The organism is Candidatus Nitrosoglobus terrae (assembly GCF_002356115.1).
GTDB classification, from domain to species: Bacteria; Pseudomonadota; Gammaproteobacteria; order Nitrosococcales; family Nitrosococcaceae; genus Nitrosoglobus; species Nitrosoglobus terrae.
This window is the reverse complement of sequence record NZ_AP014836.1, coordinates 1454684-1472132: the sequence shown is the minus strand read 5'-3', so window position 1 is coordinate 1472132 and position 17449 is coordinate 1454684. Positions and strand designations below refer to the sequence as shown.

Below are 17449 nucleotides of genomic sequence, written 5' to 3'. Positions count from 1 at the left end.
TCATGATGCAAAATAACCAAAACCATTTGCCTCGGGAAGATCATTGGATTCCGCTTGCTGATTTAATGACGGGATTGATGGTCATTTTTATGCTGATTGCTATCAGTTTTATGATTAAAGTAAAACAAGAAGCATTAAAGGCAGAGCAGGCGGCAGCGCAAGCAGAACAAGAAGCGGTTAAAGTTAAGAAAATTGCTCTAATCTATAATGAAGTTAAATTAGCTCTTTACCGTGATTTGTATCAAGAATTTTCCCCTGATTTACCTTTATGGGGGGCAGAGTTAAAAAAGGATTTAACCCTACGGTTTAAAGAACCAGAAGTGTTGTTTGATACAGGGCAAGCTATGCTTAAGCCGAAATTTACAACTATTTTGAATGATTTTTTCCCGCGCTATATTGGGATTCTGGGTTCAGATAAATATCGAGATTATATTGAAGAAATTCGGATTGAAGGGCACACCTCAAGTGTTTGGAATCAAGATACTGTAGATTATAAAGCTTATTTTCTAAATATGGCTTTATCTCAATCTCGAACCAGAAGCGTTTTAAGCTACGTGTTTCTATTACCCGAAGTTCAAAATCAGCGATTGTGGTTAAAAAAACACTTAACTGCCAACGGGCTTTCCTCTTCAAAATTAATTTATCATCGTGATGGCACAGAGAATAAACGTGTCTCTCAGCGAGTGGAATTTAAAGTTAAACTCAATGCCGATGATCGCATCGCTGAGATTTTGAATATGGTGCAATCATGAAATTGCCTGATTTTTATGAATTTGATCCACTCAATCGTTTAAAAGAGAAAATGGGAATAGACAAAAATCACTATGGCGATTTTTCCATGCTTGTAAATTTGAGCAATCAGCTCACTGAGGCAGAACTCAAGCAATTAAATTCAGCTGAAGGGATTGAGATCTCAGCCGATGCGATTGAAATTCTTGATGATGGCACGTTTGTTTATAAAGGGAATCGGGTACTGCTTTATATTCGAGATGTACAAAGTTATTCTGGTAGAGAACTAGCCCCTAGATTTCATCTTACATACTGCAATACCCTCAGTGGAATGCAAAAAGCAAGGAGATTTGATCGATATGTGATTTCTACCAGCACAGATGGGCAATTTAAAATCAATATCATGATTGGTCATCAACCCTTTCCAGAAATACGCCCTCTAAATGTATGTAAACAATGCCTAAGTAAGCTTAATTTTAATCGCTATAAATCTTTAAAAATGGGGGAGCAGCGACACCAGTTTGTCGCTGATTTTAAAATTTCTGATTTCTTTGCAAAATATCCCCAATCTCTTCATGCTAAAATGCCCAGATATAATTCGGATAATGCCCCATTAAATGTTTATCCTGATAGTTTTAATAAAATCAGTAGAGAAATGAAAGAAAAGGCAGGTTGGCGTTGCCAGCAATGCGGTAAAGATTACTCAAAAGAGGAAAAGGGGCTGCATACCCATCATATAAATGGCTTAAAACACGATAACCATCCTAGTAATCTCAAGGTACTTTGTAGATTCTGCCATGCGCAGCAACCAAATCACGGGCATATGAAAGGCCTGAGAACACGCTAAGTAAAGAAACTATTATCTATCCCAAGCGCTGAAGAGTTCACTACGTAAGGCGTATTGAAACTATGATTAGGGTTTTTGAAATTTAAGGTTTAGAAAACAAAAAAGCGCCATTTGCTGGCGCTTCTTTTTAAATCTGGCTCCCCGGGACGGGCTCGAACCGCCGACCTAGTGGTTAACAGCCACCCGCTCTACCGACTGAGCTACCGGGGAAAGGAATGTATATCTTAATGAGCGTTATCGCTTCCGTCAACCTGCTTAGTTAGCGTTGAAGAAAAGTGGCGATCCGATCCAATGCCTGCGCTAGGTTTTCCATACTGGTAGCAAAGGAAAGTCGTAGATGTCCAGGTGCGCCAAATGCTGCGCCGGGGACTAGGGCGACCTCAGCTTTATGGAGGATACTTTCAGCCAGATCTACGTCATCTTTAATGTTTTTTCGGGCGTTAATGATTTCCTGAACATTAGGGAAAGTGTAAAAAGTCCCGCTTCCGGGAAAACATTGTACCCCTGAAATCCCGTTAAGCCTTTCAACTATAAAATCATGACGGTTTTTAAATTGCTGGCACATGTGTTTGACATGACTTTGATCCCCTTCAATGGCCGCTTGAGCGGCTACTTGAGAGATAGAGGTCGGATTTGAGGTGCTTTGAGATTGAATAGCTTTCATTGCTTTGATAATTGTTGCTGAGCCTGCAATATAGCCAATGCGCCAGCCAGTCATGGAGTAGGCTTTGGAAACGCCGTTGAGCACGAAGGTGCGTTCATAAAGATCAGGGCAAGCGTTGACAATATTGCAAAAGGGTTCGTTACCCCAATAGATATGTTCATACATATCATCAGTAATAATGAACACATGTGGATGATGGCGTAAAGTGTCACCTAAAGCTTGAAGCTCATCACGAGTATACGCGGCACCGGTGGGGTTGGAAGGACTGTTAATAATGAGTAATTTGGTAAGTGGGGTGATGGCAGCTTCTAGCTGTTCTGGGGTAATTTTGAATTGATGTGCTTGAGAGGCGGCAATTACCACCGGTATCCCTCCGGCTAGCATCACCATATCTGGATAAGAAACCCAGTAGGGAGCTGGGATGATGACCTCATCTCCGGGGTTAAGTAGCGCTTGGGTGAGGTTATAGAAGCATTGCTTACCCCCCACGGAAACGAGAATTTGATCACTTTCATAATGTAAACTGTTTTCTTTAGAAAACTTGGTGAGAATGGCTTGCTTTAAGCTAGGAATACCATCAACAGCGGTATATTTAGTGAAACCGTCTCGAATAGCTTGAATGGCGGCTTCTTTAATGTAATCTGGGGTATCAAAATCAGGCTCACCTGCGCCTAAGCTAATAATGTCTTTACCCTTGGCCTGAAGGGCTTTAGCTTGCGCTGTAATGGCTAGAGTAGGAGAGGGTTTGATTTTTTGAACGCGAGTAGCAAGCGTGATGTTCAATTGGGGCTATTCCTAATTTAGAAAATGCGACAATAAATTTTAGAGTTTAATATAAAGAATTTATGTTTTCCTAGATAGGGTGTCAATTAAATAGTGAGTCGTCCATTTCAGCTTGTTAGTAATTATTTACCTGCTGGGGATCAGCCGATGGCTATTGAGCAGTTAGTCGAGAGTCTAGCGGCAGGGGAGATGTATCAGACCCTATTAGGTGTGACGGGATCGGGTAAGACTTTTACGATGGCGAATGTCATTGCGCAAGCCCAGCGACCCACCATTATTTTAGCGCCTAATAAAACTTTGGCTGCCCAGCTATATAGTGAGATGCGCGAATTTTTTCCCCATAATGCAGTGGGTTATTTTGTCTCTTATTATGATTATTACCAGCCTGAGGCTTATGTCCCTAGCTCTGATACCTATATTAGCAAAGATGCTTCAATCAATGATTATATAGAACAGATGAGGCTCTCTGCTACTAAGGCATTTTTAGAGCGAGCTGATACTATTGTAGTGGCGAGTGTTTCTGCTATCTATGGTCTGGGTGATAAAGATTCCTATTTGGATATGGTCTTACAGCTTAGGGTAGGAGAAACCATTGATCATCGGGATGTATTACGTCACTTGGCGGAGTTACAGTATAAGCGTAATGATACTGAACTGCATCGAGGTACCTATCGTGTACGGGGGGAGATTATTGATATTTACCCCGCTGAATCAGAGCGGGAATCGGTTCGGGTAACGCTTTTTGACGATGAAATAGAAGATTTATCTTGCTTTGATCCTTTAACGGGGGAGGTACTACGTCAAGTACCTCGTTTCACGATTTACCCAAAGACTCATTATGTTACCCCCCGAGAAATTCTACTGCGTGCGATTGAAGCGATTAAAATAGAGCTTTCTGGGCAACTAGAGGCGCTATATGCGGCTCAGAAAATAGTTGAAGCTCAGCGTTTAGAGCAGCGGACTCGTTTTGATATCGAGATGATGCTGGAACTAGGTTATTGCGCTGGAATTGAAAATTACTCCCGATTCCTATCTGGAAGACAAGCCGGCGAACCGCCACCCACGTTATTTGATTATCTGCCTAAGAATGCTTTGCTAATTATTGATGAAAGCCACGTAACGGTACCCCAATTAGGGGCCATGTATCGAGGGGATCGTTCCCGTAAGGAGACATTAGTCACGTATGGGTTTCGTCTACCCTCTGCTTTGGATAATCGACCTTTAAAATTTGAAGAATGGGAACGTTTAGCCCCACAAACCATTTTTGTTTCTGCAACCCCGGGCCCTTATGAGCAGCAACGATCTGGGGCGATTGTTGAGCAGGTTGTGCGCCCTACCGGATTGCTTGAGCCAGAAGTTGAAGTAAGACCCGCTAGCACTCAGGTGGATGACCTGTTTTCTGAGATTCGTAAGCGAGTAATGGCGAATGAACGGGTATTGGTGACTGTGCTTACCAAGCTGATGGCGGAGAATCTAACCCAGTATTTGCAAGAACATAGGGTACGGGTACGCTATCTTCATTCGGATATTGATACTGTAGAACGGGTAGAAATTATCCGCGATCTGCGTTTAGGTGAATTTGATGTATTAGTAGGGATTAACTTGCTACGGGAGGGGTTAGATATCCCGGAGGTATCTTTAGTAGCAGTTTTAGATGCCGATAAGGAAGGTTTTTTACGCTCAGAACGTGCACTGATTCAAATTATTGGTCGGGCTGCCCGTAACCTTCATGGTAAGGCTATTCTTTATGGAGATGAAATTACTGGCTCTATGCAGCGGGCAATGGCTGAAACTAAACGGCGACAGGAAAAACAGCTTGCCTTTAATAAAACCCATGGAATTATCCCTTATGGGGTACAAAAAGCTGTGCGTGAAATGATTGATGGAATTTATACCTCTGCACCGAATAATGTCCGTTTAAATGACGTAATTGCGGAGCAAGTGGCTGAATATGCGAGTTTATCGCCAAAGCAGCTAGAAAAACGCCTACAACAGCTGGAACGGGAAATGTATCAGCATGCTCAAAATTTGGAGTTTGAAAAAGCTGCACAGTTACGGGATAAGATTATCAATATTAAGGGTCAGTTTTTTGGCAAAGCCGAATTTTCGCTTGAGAAAAATTGATGGCGCTCTAATTGTGTCGGTTTACAGAATTGAGCATAATATGCTATATTCAATTTCTATATAGGCGCGTAGCTCAGCTGGTTAGAGCACCACCTTGACATGGTGGGGGTCGTTGGTTCGAGTCCAATCGCGCCTACCATTTTTGCTTAAAGAAACGCCGCATTAGCGGCTTTTTTGTTCAACTGGCCTCTCGTATTGGCCATGAACGGGATTTCATAAATGCCTGTAATTACGCTCCCCGATGGCCACCAACGCCATTATAGTCATCCGATTACAGTTTATAATGTAGCGGCTGATATTAGTCCTAACTTAGCAAAATCTGCCCTTGGGGGTAAGGTTAATGGCTATATGGTGGATACTTCCCATGTCATTGTAGAGGACGCTGAATTTGCTATTGTTTCTGAGCACGATCCTGAAGGTTTAGAGATTATTCGTCACTCTTGTGCCCATCTGCTCGCTCAGGCAGTTAAACAACTTTATCCAGAAGCGCAAGTGACTATTGGGCCTGTGATTGAAGATGGGTTTTATTATGATTTTGCTTATCCCCAAGGGTTTACGCCAGAGGATCTTCAAACAATTGAAACCAGAATGGAAGAGCTGTCCAGACAGGATATCCTCGTTCATCGTGAAGTAAGCTCTCGCGAAGAGGCGGTTTCTTTTTTCCGTAGTATAGGGGAGGAGTACAAAGCTCAAATTATTGCCTCTATTCCTGAAGATCAGGAAATTTCCCTCTATCGTCAAGGAGATTTTATAGATTTATGCCGCGGACCTCATGTTCCTTCAACCTCAAAGCTTAAAGCTTTTAAGCTGACTAAAGTGGCAGGAGCCTACTGGCGCGGCGATTCTCGTAATGAAATGCTCCAGCGTATCTACGGTACCGCGTGGTCTGATAAGAAGGCGCTTAAAGCCTACTTACACCGACTTCAGGAAGCTGAGAAACGGGATCATCGACGAATTGGCACAGATCTAGATTTGTTTTCTATTCAGGAAGAGGCAGGCGGGGGACTAGTTTTTTGGCACCCTATGGGGGCACGTATTCGACGAGTCATTGAGGATCTTTGGCGGGAGCGCCATACGGCGGCAGGATATGAGATTCTCTACACTCCCCATATTGCCCACGAAGTACTGTGGCAAATTTCTGGGCATACAGATTTTTATCGCGAATCCATGTACCAACCCATGGAGGATGATCAGCAGCTCTATCAGCTTAAGCCCATGAACTGCCCTTTTCATGTTTTAATCTATAAAGGGCGGCTGCGTTCCTATCGAGAATTACCCTTGCGTTGGGCTGAATTAGGGACTGTTTATCGACATGAAATGTCAGGTGCCTTGCATGGATTAATGCGAGTGCGGGGGTTTACTCAGGATGATGCTCATATTTTCTGCCGTGAGGAACAGATAGAAAGTGAAGTATTGGCTATTCTTGAGTTTACCTTAGAGATGTTAGCCACATTTGGTTTTAATCGCTATGAAATTAATCTCTCTACAAGGCCAGAGAAATCAGTAGGATCGGATGAAATTTGGAATCGAGCTACTCAAGCACTACGTATTGCACTGGAGCGAAGGCATTTAACCTATAGTATCAATGAAGGGGATGGGGCTTTTTATGGACCTAAGATTGATATCAAGATTGAAGATGCTATTGGCCGTAAATGGCAGTGTTCTACTATACAGCTAGACTTTAATTTGCCAGCACGTTTTGAGATGGAATATGTAGCTGAGGATGGCGCTCGCCATCGGCCTATTATGATTCATCGCGCAGTATTAGGATCGCTGGAACGTTTCTTTGGGGTATTGATTGAGCACTATGAAGGTAAATTTCCTCCTTGGTTGGCTCCGATACAAGTTGCAGTGATTAATATTACAGATCGACAGGCAGAGTATGCTCATCAAGTAGAAAAGGTGTTAAAAAGCGAAGGTTTTCGCTCACTTTTGGACTTGAGAAATGAAAAGATCGGCTTTAAAATTCGTGAGCATACATTGCGTCGGATTCCATACTTATTAATTATTGGAGATCGGGAGATGGAAAGTCAGACAGTGGCCGCACGAACACGTTCTAGTGAGGATTTGGGCGTAATGAGCTTAGATACCTTTATAGAACGTCTTAGGGCCGATATCACCCGTTTTGGTTATAGCACTTATAAGGAGGATTAAGATATCGTTGCAAAAAAGAGTACCCGCTTAAACGAGGAGATTACTGCCTCTGAGGTTCGTCTCATTGGGATTGATGGTGAACAAATTGGTGTTGTCTCTATCGAGGAAGCGCTGCGCATAGCAGAGGATTCAGGTGAAGATCTGGTAGAGATTGCTCCACAAGCCCAGCCTCCAGTATGCCGAGTTATGAATTACGGCAAGTACCAGTTTGAGGAGAGTAAGAAGCGCCAGGCAGCGAAGAAAAAACAAAAGCTGATAGAAATCAAGGAAATTAAGTTTCGGCCAGGAACTGAAGAAGGGGATTATCAGGTCAAACTGCGCAACCTGGTACGTTTTCTGACGGGAGGAGATAAAGTTAAAATAAGCTTACGTTTTCGTGGACGAGAGCTAGCCCATCAGGAGCTGGGATTTAAGCTACTGGATCGGGTTCGCGATGATTTAGCGGATCACGGAATCGTTGAGCAAAGCCCTAAACGGGAAGGCCGGCAGATGGTAATGGTTTTAGTCCCCAAAAAACAATAATGGTATTTTAGGTCTAAAGATTGACCTATTACTAGGATATTTTTTTAATTAATTTTAAATGCGGAGTACGGTTAAGAATGCCTAAATTGAAGACCAATCGTGGTGCAGCTAAACGCTTTAAGCGCACTGCTACTGGAAAATTCAAGCATGCTCAGAGTCATCATAGCCACATCCTTACTAAGAAAAGCAGTAAGCGTAAACGTAATTTACGTCCTTTGATAACGACGAGCGCATCGGATAATATTGGTTTAATCCGATTATTGCCTTATGCTTAAAGGAGATTATTATGCCTAGAGTAAAACGTGGGGTAACGGCTCATGCCCGGCATAAGAAGGTTATTGCTCAAGCTAAAGGTTATCGCGGTCGGCGCAAGAATGTATATCGAATCGCAAATCAGGCAGTTATTCGTGCCGGCCAGTATGCGTATCGAGATCGTCGCCAGCGTAAGCGGCAATTTCGGAGTCTTTGGATTGTTCGTATTAATGCAGCTGCCCGTGAGTGTGGTCTTTCTTATAGCCGTCTTATTGACGGGCTAAAGAAAGCAGCTATTGATATAGATAGAAAAGTATTGGCTGATCTTGCAGTTAGGGATAAAGCTGCCTTTATCGCTGTTGCAGATCGGGCTAAAGCCGCCCTAGCAAGCTAACATATTTGTGATAATTATCTATAGCCCACCTAAAGAGGGGTAAGTTATTTACCCCTCTTTATATTTTATTGCACTACGAACACAAGAAAGTTTTGATGCAGCAATCATTAAATAAAATAATCATAAAAGCCCGTCAGGATGTTTTAAGTGCTGCTGATCTAGAAGCCTTAGATAAGGTACGAGTTCACTATTTGGGTAAAAAAGGGGAGCTTACGAGCTATCTTAGAGAGCTAGGTCAGCTTAGCCTTAAAGATCGCCCTGCCTTTGGTAAGGCTGTGAATGAGGCTAAAGAAACACTACAAAATGAAATTGAATCTCGCCGCAAAGTTCTAAATCAAGCATTACTGGAAGCTAAGTTAGTTACTGAGTCTGTCGACGTTACGTTGCCAGGCCGAGGGCTCGATGTAGGAGGATTGCACCCGGTTACCCAAACCCTTAAACGTATCGAAGCTTTTTTCCGCCAAGCGGGGTTCGAAGTGCATGAAGGGCCCGAAATTGAAGATGATTACCATAATTTTGAGGCACTTAATATACCCTCTTCACATCCAGCTAGGGCGATGCATGATACTTTTTATTTTGATTCTCATCATCTACTGCGAACCCATACCTCGCCGGTACAAATTCGAGTAATGGAGAATCAAGGGCCGCCCTTGCGTATTATTGCCCCAGGACGAGTCTATCGTCGAGATTCTGATCTTACTCATACTCCGATGTTTCATCAGGTCGAGGGATTATTAATAGATGAGCAGGTAAGCTTTACTGATCTTAAGGGGATTCTTTCAAGTTTCCTTCGAGCTTATTTTGAGGAAGAAAGCTTAAAGGTTCGCTTTCGTCCCTCTTATTTTCCTTTTACAGAGCCATCAGCAGAAACAGATATTCAATGTGTTAATTGTAGTGGTAAAGGTTGTCGTGTTTGTAGTCACAGCGGGTGGCTAGAAGTACTAGGTTGTGGGATGGTACACCCTAAAGTCTTTGAGCATTTGAATATCGATAGCGAACAATACTTAGGGTTTGCATTTGGTTTAGGCGTTGAGCGTTTAGCGATGCTTCGCTATGGCATTAATGATTTGCGCCTGTTTTTTGAAAATGATTTACGCTTTCTACGTCAATTTAATTAAAAATTTAAGCAGATAGCAGGTAAATCATGAAATTTAGTGAAGCGTGGCTACGGGAATGGGTTAATCCAGATCTGAGTACAGAGGTATTGGTTGAACGTTTGACCCTTGCCGGGTTAGAGGTAGGAGATATTCATCCCGTTGCCTCTCCTTTGAAGGGGGTTAAGGTAGCTAGGATAGTAGCAGTAACCCCTCATCCCGAGGTGGATCATTTAAAGGTTTGTCAAGTAGATATAGGAGAGTCTTCTCTATTGAAGGTAGTCTCTGGCGCTCCTAATGTACAGGCGGGATTGTTAGCACCTCTTGCTATTGTTGGAGCACAGCTATCTACGGGTGAGAAGATCGATCGGGCTGAGTTTTATGGGATAGAATCTTTTGGGATGCTCTGCTCTGCCGCGGAATTGGGGTTTGGAGAGCAGTCAGCAGAATTATTGGTGTTTTCCAGCGACGCTGCTCAGTTTTTGGGAATGGATCTTGATAAGTTTTTGCAGCTTAATGATGTCAGTATTGAGATTGAGCTAACCCCTAATCGTAGCGATTGTCTTAGCATAGTAGGTATTGCTCGTGAAGTGGGGGTGCTTACCCAGTGTATAGTGATGGAACCTACAATAGAATCTGCTGCTATTGAAATCGAAGATGTTCTTCCAGTGATTGTAACAGCACCGGAGGCTTGTCCAAGGTATTTAGGCCGAATTGTACGAGGCATTAATCCCCAAGCCCAGACTCCTTGGTGGATTCGAGAGCGGCTTCGGCGTAGCGGGCTTCGAAGCTTAGGAGTAGTCGTTGATATTACTAACTACGTTATGCTAGAGCTGGGACAGCCGATGCATGCCTTTGATCTAGAAAAACTGGATGAAGGTATCCAAGTTCGCTATGGATTTCCAAATGAAACGCTAATTCTCTTGGACGGTACTCAATTGCAGCTAGATGCAGAGGCGTTAGTAATCGCAGATCGACAGCGAGCGCTTGCTTTGGCGGGGATTATGGGGGGGGTAGGGTCAGCTATTAGCGAGCAGACAAGGCATGTATTTCTGGAAAGCGCTTTTTTTACCCCTAATATCATTGCAAGTAAAGGGCGTTTTTATGGCTTACATACCGACTCTTCTCATCGTTTTGAGCGCGGCGTTGATCCAGTACTACCAAGACGGGCTTTAGAGCGAGCAACTGCTTTATTAATTCAAGCTGCAGGTGGTCAGGCAGGGCCGGTGACTGAAGTGACAAATTCTGCTTGTTTTCCACCTCAGATAACAATTAATTTACGATTGGCGCGTATTCATCGAGTACTTGGAATTGAGATTAGTAGAAAACAAATTATTGAACAATTAACACGGCTTGGTCTAGAACTAGATCTTACTGAGGAAGGTTGGCGGGTAAAAGTACCGAGCTTTCGCTTTGACCTGACTATTGAAGCAGATTTAATTGAAGAGCTAGGACGTTTATATGGTTATGATCGCCTTCCTAGCACGCAACCAATAAGTAAAATTAGGCCACCATTAAGAATTGAGACCGAAACTCCAGCTGATCGTATCCGTAAAATATTGGCTAGCCGCGGCTATCAGGAGGCGATTACTTATAGTTTTGTAGATCCACAGTTACAGCAACAATTGGATCCTAAGGGGGATTCTGTAATTTTGGCCAACCCTATCTCTATAGATATGGCAGTGATGAGAACCACCCTATGGCCGGGACTTATTCAAGCGCTACGGTATAATTTACATCGCCAACAGGAAAGAGTTCGACTTTTTGAGTATGGTCTTACATTTAATGGTCGATTGCCTAATATTAGACAGGAAAAGACAATTGCAGGTATTGTTTCAGGAAGCTGGTATCCAGAGCAATGGGGATTAATATCACAAGAGGCTGATTTTTTTGATCTTAAGGGAGACTTGGAAGCTATCTTGGGGTTAGGGCATAATCGAGGTCAGCTTGAGTTTATAGCGGATAGACATCCTGCTTTGCACCCAGGGCAGAGTGCTAGAATTAGTCGAAGAGGCCAGAGCGTAGGCTGGTTAGGCGCTGTACATCCTGCGCTGGTAAAAGATTTAGATTTGGCTCAACATGTTTACCTATTTTCTTTACAGATTGGAGCAATTGAAAATTATAATTTATCTCTTTTTCAGCCTTTATCTAAATTTCCAGCTATTCGTAGGGATATCGCTTTTTTAGTGAGTAAAGATACTCCAGCACAAGCGATTTTTGATTGTTTTCAAAGACTTGAATCAGATATTCTTAGAGAGTATTATTTATTTGATCTTTATAGTGGTAAAGGGGTTGCTCCTGATAAGAAGAGTTTTGCTTTAAAGTTTATCCTACAGCATTCTTTCTGTACGTTAACTGACGATATGATAAAAGTTTTTATGGAGCGAGTTGTGACAATGTTAACCACTGATCTAAGTGCCATTATTAGGGAGTAACTTATGGCGCTTACTAAGGCAGATATGGCAGAAATCCTTCATCAGGAGCTTGGCCTCAATAGACGAGAAGCTAAAGAAATCATAGAAATGTTTTTTGAAGTTATTCGTTGTGCCTTGGAGCAGGGAGAATCAGTTAAACTTTCAGGCTTTGGTAATTTTGATCTTCGTAGTAAGAGAGAGCGGCCAGGGCGTAACCCTAAAACGGGAGAGGAAGCTCCTATTACTGCGCGGAGAGTGGTTACTTTTCGCCCTGGGCAGAAACTTAAGGCGCGGGTAGAAGCTTATGCTGGAAGCAAGTAATAATAATGAGCTCCCGTTAATTCCCGGAAAACGCTACTTTACTATCGGTGAAGTGAGTGAGTTATGCTATATAAGACCCCATGTTCTACGCTATTGGGAGCAAGAATTTCCCCAGCTTAAACCCACTAAACGGCGTGGTAATCGTCGCTATTACCAGCGACAAGATGTTATTTTAATTCGTCAAATTAGAAGCCTGCTCTATGAGCAAGGATTTACTATAGGAGGGGCAAAGCAGCAGCTCTCTGGCGTAGGCGCAAAAGAAGATAGCCTACAGAGTAGGCAAATCATACATCAAATTCGGCTAGAGCTTGAAGAAATTGCCGGGTTTCTTAAAATTTAAAACTCTTTAAATCTTAAAGAGCTTTAAAGTATCATCACCCAAGGTTTTCGGGGCGTAGCGCAGCCTGGTAGCGCACTTGAATGGGGTTCAAGTGGTCGGAGGTTCAAATCCTCTCGCCCCGACCATCAATAGTGATGGTTTTCTCTTTGTTAAAAGTTTTGCGACTTCTCTTAAAATAATCAAAGCTAATTTTAGTTTTTAAACCCTCTATCGAGCTGCAAATGGTAGCTGCTATCCTAAGAGAAAATCGGGATACTTTGTTATTCGGGTTTCGTTTTCAATTTTAGAAGCGTTATAAGTTCTCTTATATATGTAAAGAGGAGTAATATAGGCTTTAATTATCGCCGTTGGTTTATTTCAGCACGGAATCTGTTCTGTAATGAGGAAAGAAATGTTCACTAATGATCAAGATGAATATGAGTTTGCTACCTTAGCTGTGCGAGCAGGACAGCAGCGTACGGGTGAGCGCGAGCAGTCTGAGCCTATATTTCCTACTTCAAGCTTTGTATTTACAAGCGCTGCTCAAGCGGCTGCCTGCTTTGCCGGTGAGGAAGCGGGTAACATTTACTCTCGTTTTACGAATCCTACTGTGCGTGCTTTTGAGAACCGGCTGGCTACTTTAGAAGGCGGTGAGAGCTGTGTGGCAACCTCATCGGGAATGGCGGCTATTCTTGCAACTTGCCTATCGCTGTTAAAGTCGGGTGATCATATTGTTTCCTCTAAGGATATTTTTGGAACAACCCGAGTGCTTTTTAATAAATATCTGGCCCGTCTTGGAATCGAAACTACCTTTGTTCCCTTAGCCCAGTTAGCGGCTTGGGAAAGTGCTTTACGCCCCAATACTCGGTTATTATTTCTCGAAACCCCTTCTAATCCGTTAAATGAAATAGCCGATATAGGGCAGCTCTCTAATTTAGCACAAGCACATCAGTGTCTGCTGGTAGTAGATAATTGTTTTTGTACTCCAGCCTTACAACGTCCTTTAAAATTAGGGGCAGATATTATTATCCATTCTGCAACTAAGTATCTCGATGGCCAAGGACGATGTATAGGAGGGGCTATAGTAGGTGATAGACAGTGGGTTGGAGAAGAGGTGTTCGGTTTTTTGCGTACTGCCGGTCCGAGTATGAGTCCATTTAATGCGTGGGTTTTTCTTAAAGGTCTGGAAACTCTGGTACTGCGCATGGAAGCCATTAGCCAGAGTGCCCAACTATTAGCTGAATGGTTAAAGGAAAGACCAGAGGTATCGAAAGTATACTATGCGGGTTTACCTTCTCATCCCCAGCATGCCTTAGCTGTTAGGCAGCAATCTGGATTTGGGGGCCTTATTGCTTTTGAATTAAAAGGCGGGAAAACGGCAGCTTGGACTGTGATTGATTCAGTTAAATTTATTTCTATTACCGCTAATTTAGGCGACTCTAAAACTACTATCGCCCACCCAGCCACTACAACTCATGGCCGTTTAACAACTGAGGAGCGGGCAGCGGCAGGGATTAGCGATAGTTTAGTGAGGGTTTCTGTAGGCTTGGAAGCCATAGAGGATATTAAGAGAGACTTACAACGGGGTTTTGAAGCGATAGCTAAATAATATCATTAAGCACCATATAGGCTTCGACAGATAAAGGTCTTAAGATATTCGGTTTCTGGTATTGCTGGATGAATAGGATGGTCTGGGCCTTGGTGGCCGTGCTCAAGTATTTGAATGCTTCGATCTAGATGTCGTCCGGAGCGGCGTAAAATATCCCGAAAAATATCCCATTGCAAATGGCTAGAGCAGGAAGAAGAAATTAAAATCCCATCTTGAGTGAGTAAGCGAATGGCCAATTCATTTAAGCGCTGATAGGCTATAAGACCTTGCTTAAGATCCTTTTTACGCTTAATAAAGGCGGGGGGATCTAAAATAATGACATCAAACCGTTCCTTATCTGCTTGTAAAGCATTTAAAGTAGAAAAGGCATCTCCATGGAGGGCGGTGAAACTACTGTTAGCTTTTGAGTTAAGTTTGGCATTGTGGCGAATAAACTCAATAGCGGTTTCTGATCCTTCTACTCCTATCACTTGGCGAGCACCCGCTACTGAAGCTTGAATGCCCCAAGCACCTAAATAACTGAAAACATCAAGTACTCGCTTGTCTTTAACATAGTGCTGCATTCGTGCCCGATTTAAACGATGATCAAAGAACCAGCCTGTTTTCTGCCCATTAATGAGGGGAACTAAAAAATGTCCCTCATTTTCAGCTAACCTAATTGTCTCTTGGATCTGACCTTGTGCAACTTCAACATAAGATTCTAACCCTTCTTGGCGACGAAAAGAGCTATCATTACGTAGAATAATGGCACTACCAGGTAGTACGCTATTTAACGCAGCGATGATGGTTTCTTTAATCCTTTCCATTCCAGCGGTTGTGATTTGCGCGATCAAAATATTGCCATAACGATCTATCGTCAGTCCAGGTAGGCCGTCGCTTTCACCAAAGATCAGGCGGTAGTAGGGGTTTAAAAATAAAGAGGATCGGAATGATAAAGCAAATTTAAGCCGCTGTATTAGTAAAGAGAATCCGAAAGGATGATCTAGGTTACGGCTTACTAGGCGAGCGCAGATAAGGGAGTGAGGATTAACATAACCTGTGCCGATCACTTTATCATTGTGAGTAGTAATTGTAACAGGGGTGCCAGCGCTAAAATTAGTAATAGGTGTTCGATGAGTATCTACCTCATTGCTAAATACCCATAAATGTCCAGCCTGTAGGCGGCGTTCTTCTCCTTTTTTTAGGTATAATGATTGAAATTCCATAGGTTAGATTATATAGAATCTATCATTTTTTAGCTTAGAAAAATAAAAAAATTACAACTGCTTTTTAGGTTCAAAACCTGATTTTTCCTATATTGTTAGTATTAACAGTACCCGAGCAGGAATGAGAGTACCTTTAAGCTAGGTAGCCACAGGCGTAAATGCCCATGATTTCAATAAACCCTGTCTATTTTGAAACTCATTTTCGGCGCCTGCTTTCTTGGGAAGATTGGCCCCGTGCTTTTGCGATTATTACTGCTTATGCCACTACTGGAGAAGTATGGAGTAGCGCAAAGAATGAAGCAGCAGATAGGAAGTTAGCCGTAAAGTTAAAGCAGCAAAAAGCTTGGCTGCAGCGCTTGATCGGTTACTCACCGGTGACTGGCCACTCGGAGCCGGGTTGGGCAGTGGCTCTAAGTTTTGATACTGCTTGTAATCTGGGGCAAGAATTTTACCAAGAGGCTATTTATTATGTAGTGGGCGATATATTACACGTTAGTTTTTGTGATCATCGACGGACGCAAATACCTGTAGGCTGTTTCCGCTCACGGGTGCATTTAGGAAAAATTTAAAAAAATAAGGAGAAAAAGATGAATGATACTGCTAAACGAATCTCTACTGGGGTTTTAGGGCTGGATCGTATTCTCCTTGGTGGTTTTATTCAGCAGTCCGTTTATTTGGTGCGCGGTGGTTCAGGTCAGGGAAAAACAACGCTAGGCTTACATTTTCTTTCCGCTGTGGGCAAACAGGAGCGTACGCTTTTTATTGGTTTTCAAGAGTCCGAAGATCAGCTTAAGCACAATGCCGAATTGATGGGTATCGATGTATCCAATATTCAATTTTTGAATTTAACGCTTGATAAATATTTTTTTACTCACCAACAAGATAGCAATGCTTTCTTCGCTGAGAGCAATGGAAAACAAAATCCACTTTTAAAGCAAATTATCGAGACAGTAAAGCGGTTAGCCCCTGTTCAGATCTTTATTGATTCTATAACCCAGCTACGGTTTCTAGCAACCGATATCTACCAATATCGAAAGCTGGTTTTATGCCTGTTCTATTATTTTCGGAAGCAAAATATAACTGTGCTACTTACCTCAGAGATCAGTACTGAGATTCCAGATGAGGATCTTCAGTCCCTCACTGATGGGGTGATTATATTAGATACTGGAACAGCAGGTGCTTTCTTGCAGGTATCAAAATTTCGCGGCTCTGATTTTTTACATGGCGCACATCAAATGCGTATTGATAGCCATGGCTTAGAGGTTTTTCCTCGCCTTTTACCCCCTAAAGCTAATCTTGCTGAGGAAGAGCGTTGGCGTTGGAGTACCGGAGTTGAAAAACTAGATAAGATGCTTTATGGCGGTCTTGAAGCGGGAACAATTTCATTGATTACGGGACCCTCTGGGGTGGGTAAATCTACGCTTGCTTCACTCTTTGCTGCTCGAGCAGTAGCCCATGGACGAAAAGTGGTCATTTATTTATTTGAGGAGGAGATCAGCTCATTGTTACATCGTGCTAGTTCCTTAAAAATAAATTTGAAAGAACCTTTTAACAATGGCCGAGTGAGTATCGAGCAGATTGAACCTTCTCACTGTCTTGCCGACGAGTTTGCTATGTGGGTTAACCAGAAAGTGGAGGAGGAAGGCGTAGAACTGATCATACTTGACAGTGTTGCTGGCCTTGAGCTTACTCTTAATCGAAACGAAAAGGCTAAGATAGCCTTACATGCTTTTGTCAAAAATCTATCACGCCGAGGGCTATCTGTTATATTAATTAATGAGATTGAGTCTCTATCTGAGCAATTTAGAATTTCTGAAAGCGGTATTAGTTATCTATCAGATAATGTGATATTTCTGCGCTATGTAGAAATTGAGGGGGAGCTTAAAAAATCATTAGGGGTATTGAAAAAAAGGCTCAGCCCATTTGATACCCGAATATATATTTATGAAATTGGTCCAACGACTTTATCAATTGGGGATTCCGTAGTAAAACAGGGGACACTCAGTTTTTAGGTTGTC

The 17449-nt window shown here is 42.6% G+C and carries 16 protein-coding genes and 3 tRNA genes; 16 read left to right on the top strand and 3 right to left on the bottom strand.

The features are described from left to right. Positions 1-2 precede the first annotated feature (2 nt). Positions 3-752, top strand: a complete 750-nt coding sequence (locus tag TAO_RS06910) for an OmpA family protein (protein WP_197702530.1) — start codon at positions 3-5, stop codon at positions 750-752. After that, on the top strand, positions 749-1576 hold the full coding sequence (locus TAO_RS06905) for an HNH endonuclease signature motif containing protein (protein WP_096527221.1): 828 nt from the start codon (positions 749-751) through the stop codon (positions 1574-1576). Before TAO_RS06910 ends, TAO_RS06905 begins: the two co-directional genes overlap by 4 nt. Before the next feature lie 134 nt (positions 1577-1710). On the opposite strand, the gene TAO_RS06900 is transcribed toward TAO_RS06905, so the two are convergent. Continuing rightward, positions 1711-1786, bottom strand: a tRNA-Asn gene (locus TAO_RS06900). Between the two features lie 49 nt (positions 1787-1835). Beyond that, positions 1836-3023 carry a pyridoxal phosphate-dependent aminotransferase gene (locus tag TAO_RS06895; RefSeq protein ID WP_096527220.1) on the bottom strand — a complete coding sequence of 396 codons (1188 nt, stop codon included), beginning with the start codon at positions 3021-3023 and terminating at the stop codon, positions 1836-1838. 147 nt (positions 3024-3170) lie between these two features. On the opposite strand from TAO_RS06895, the gene uvrB reads away from it, so the two are divergent. From uvrB to TAO_RS06835, 12 genes are all read left to right on the top strand, one after another. Beyond that, positions 3171-5147, top strand: coding sequence for an excinuclease ABC subunit UvrB (gene uvrB / locus TAO_RS06890; RefSeq protein ID WP_408607634.1), 1977 nt, complete (start codon positions 3171-3173; stop codon positions 5145-5147). Between the two features lie 62 nt (positions 5148-5209). Further along, positions 5210-5286, top strand: a tRNA-Val gene (locus TAO_RS06885). A gap of 80 nt (positions 5287-5366) precedes the next feature. Continuing rightward, a complete protein-coding gene (gene thrS / locus TAO_RS06880; RefSeq protein ID WP_096527218.1) occupies positions 5367-7301 on the top strand; it encodes a threonine--tRNA ligase in 1935 nt (644 codons plus the stop codon). Positions 7302-7304: 3 nt separating this feature from the next. After that, positions 7305-7823 carry a translation initiation factor IF-3 gene (gene infC / locus TAO_RS06875; RefSeq protein WP_096527217.1) on the top strand — a complete coding sequence of 173 codons (519 nt, stop codon included), beginning with the start codon at positions 7305-7307 and terminating at the stop codon, positions 7821-7823. 77 nt (positions 7824-7900) lie between these two features. Further along, positions 7901-8098 carry a 50S ribosomal protein L35 gene (rpmI, locus tag TAO_RS06870; RefSeq protein WP_096527216.1) on the top strand — a complete coding sequence of 66 codons (198 nt, stop codon included), beginning with the start codon at positions 7901-7903 and terminating at the stop codon, positions 8096-8098. Positions 8099-8109: 11 nt separating this feature from the next. After that, entirely contained in the window at positions 8110-8469 is a 360-nt protein-coding gene (rplT, locus tag TAO_RS06865) for a 50S ribosomal protein L20 (RefSeq protein WP_096527215.1), read from the top strand. A 95-nt stretch (positions 8470-8564) separates the two neighbouring features. Beyond that, positions 8565-9587: a phenylalanine--tRNA ligase subunit alpha gene (pheS, locus tag TAO_RS06860; protein WP_096527214.1), complete on the top strand. Its 1023-nt coding sequence runs from the start codon at positions 8565-8567 to the stop codon at positions 9585-9587. 26 nt (positions 9588-9613) lie between these two features. Further along, a complete protein-coding gene (gene pheT, locus TAO_RS06855) occupies positions 9614-11998 on the top strand; it encodes a phenylalanine--tRNA ligase subunit beta (RefSeq protein WP_096527213.1) in 2385 nt (794 codons plus the stop codon). 3 nt (positions 11999-12001) lie between these two features. Then, on the top strand, positions 12002-12298 hold the full coding sequence (gene ihfA, locus TAO_RS06850) for an integration host factor subunit alpha (RefSeq protein ID WP_096527212.1): 297 nt from the start codon (positions 12002-12004) through the stop codon (positions 12296-12298). After that, positions 12282-12638, top strand: coding sequence for a MerR family transcriptional regulator (locus TAO_RS06845; protein WP_096527211.1), 357 nt, complete (start codon positions 12282-12284; stop codon positions 12636-12638). Before ihfA ends, TAO_RS06845 begins: the two co-directional genes overlap by 17 nt. A gap of 48 nt (positions 12639-12686) precedes the next feature. Next, positions 12687-12763: transfer RNA gene (locus TAO_RS06840), tRNA-Pro, on the top strand. Positions 12764-13029: 266 nt separating this feature from the next. Next, on the top strand, positions 13030-14226 hold the full coding sequence (locus tag TAO_RS06835) for an O-succinylhomoserine sulfhydrylase (protein WP_096527210.1): 1197 nt from the start codon (positions 13030-13032) through the stop codon (positions 14224-14226). Positions 14227-14231: 5 nt separating this feature from the next. Here the strand turns inward: TAO_RS06835 and TAO_RS06830 are convergent, their stop codons facing one another. Next, entirely contained in the window at positions 14232-15431 is a 1200-nt protein-coding gene (locus TAO_RS06830; RefSeq protein ID WP_096527209.1) for a class I SAM-dependent rRNA methyltransferase, read from the bottom strand. Positions 15432-15595: 164 nt separating this feature from the next. Between TAO_RS06830 and TAO_RS06825 the strand changes: the two genes are divergently transcribed. Both TAO_RS06825 and TAO_RS06820 read left to right on the top strand, forming a co-directional pair. Beyond that, on the top strand, positions 15596-16000 hold the full coding sequence (locus tag TAO_RS06825) for a DUF3293 domain-containing protein (RefSeq protein WP_172419082.1): 405 nt from the start codon (positions 15596-15598) through the stop codon (positions 15998-16000). An 18-nt stretch (positions 16001-16018) separates the two neighbouring features. Next, positions 16019-17443, top strand: a complete 1425-nt coding sequence (locus TAO_RS06820; RefSeq protein WP_096527207.1) for an ATPase domain-containing protein — start codon at positions 16019-16021, stop codon at positions 17441-17443. Positions 17444-17449: the final 6 nt, after the last annotated feature.

Bases quoted from the DNA above. Each gene is read 5' to 3' on its own strand.
- pheT (WP_096527213.1), top strand. From the start codon at position 9,614: ATGAAATTTAGTGAAGCGTGGCTACGGGAATGGGTTAATCCAGATCTG.
- rpmI (WP_096527216.1), top strand. From the start codon at position 7,901: ATGCCTAAATTGAAGACCAATCGTGGTGCAGCTAAACGCTTTAAGCGC.
- TAO_RS06835 (WP_096527210.1), top strand. From the start codon at position 13,030: ATGTTCACTAATGATCAAGATGAATATGAGTTTGCTACCTTAGCTGTG.
- TAO_RS06825 (WP_172419082.1), top strand. From the start codon at position 15,596: ATGATTTCAATAAACCCTGTCTATTTTGAAACTCATTTTCGGCGCCTG.
- TAO_RS06820 (WP_096527207.1), top strand. From the start codon at position 16,019: ATGAATGATACTGCTAAACGAATCTCTACTGGGGTTTTAGGGCTGGAT.
- pheS (WP_096527214.1), top strand. From the start codon at position 8,565: ATGCAGCAATCATTAAATAAAATAATCATAAAAGCCCGTCAGGATGTT.
- TAO_RS06910 (WP_197702530.1), top strand. From the start codon at position 3: ATGATGCAAAATAACCAAAACCATTTGCCTCGGGAAGATCATTGGATT.
- rplT (WP_096527215.1), top strand. From the start codon at position 8,110: ATGCCTAGAGTAAAACGTGGGGTAACGGCTCATGCCCGGCATAAGAAG.
- TAO_RS06830 (WP_096527209.1), bottom strand. From the start codon at position 15,431: ATGGAATTTCAATCATTATACCTAAAAAAAGGAGAAGAACGCCGCCTA.
- TAO_RS06845 (WP_096527211.1), top strand. From the start codon at position 12,282: ATGCTGGAAGCAAGTAATAATAATGAGCTCCCGTTAATTCCCGGAAAA.
- uvrB (WP_408607634.1), top strand. From the start codon at position 3,171: ATGGCTATTGAGCAGTTAGTCGAGAGTCTAGCGGCAGGGGAGATGTAT.
- TAO_RS06905 (WP_096527221.1), top strand. From the start codon at position 749: ATGAAATTGCCTGATTTTTATGAATTTGATCCACTCAATCGTTTAAAA.
- thrS (WP_096527218.1), top strand. From the start codon at position 5,367: ATGCCTGTAATTACGCTCCCCGATGGCCACCAACGCCATTATAGTCAT.
- ihfA (WP_096527212.1), top strand. From the start codon at position 12,002: ATGGCGCTTACTAAGGCAGATATGGCAGAAATCCTTCATCAGGAGCTT.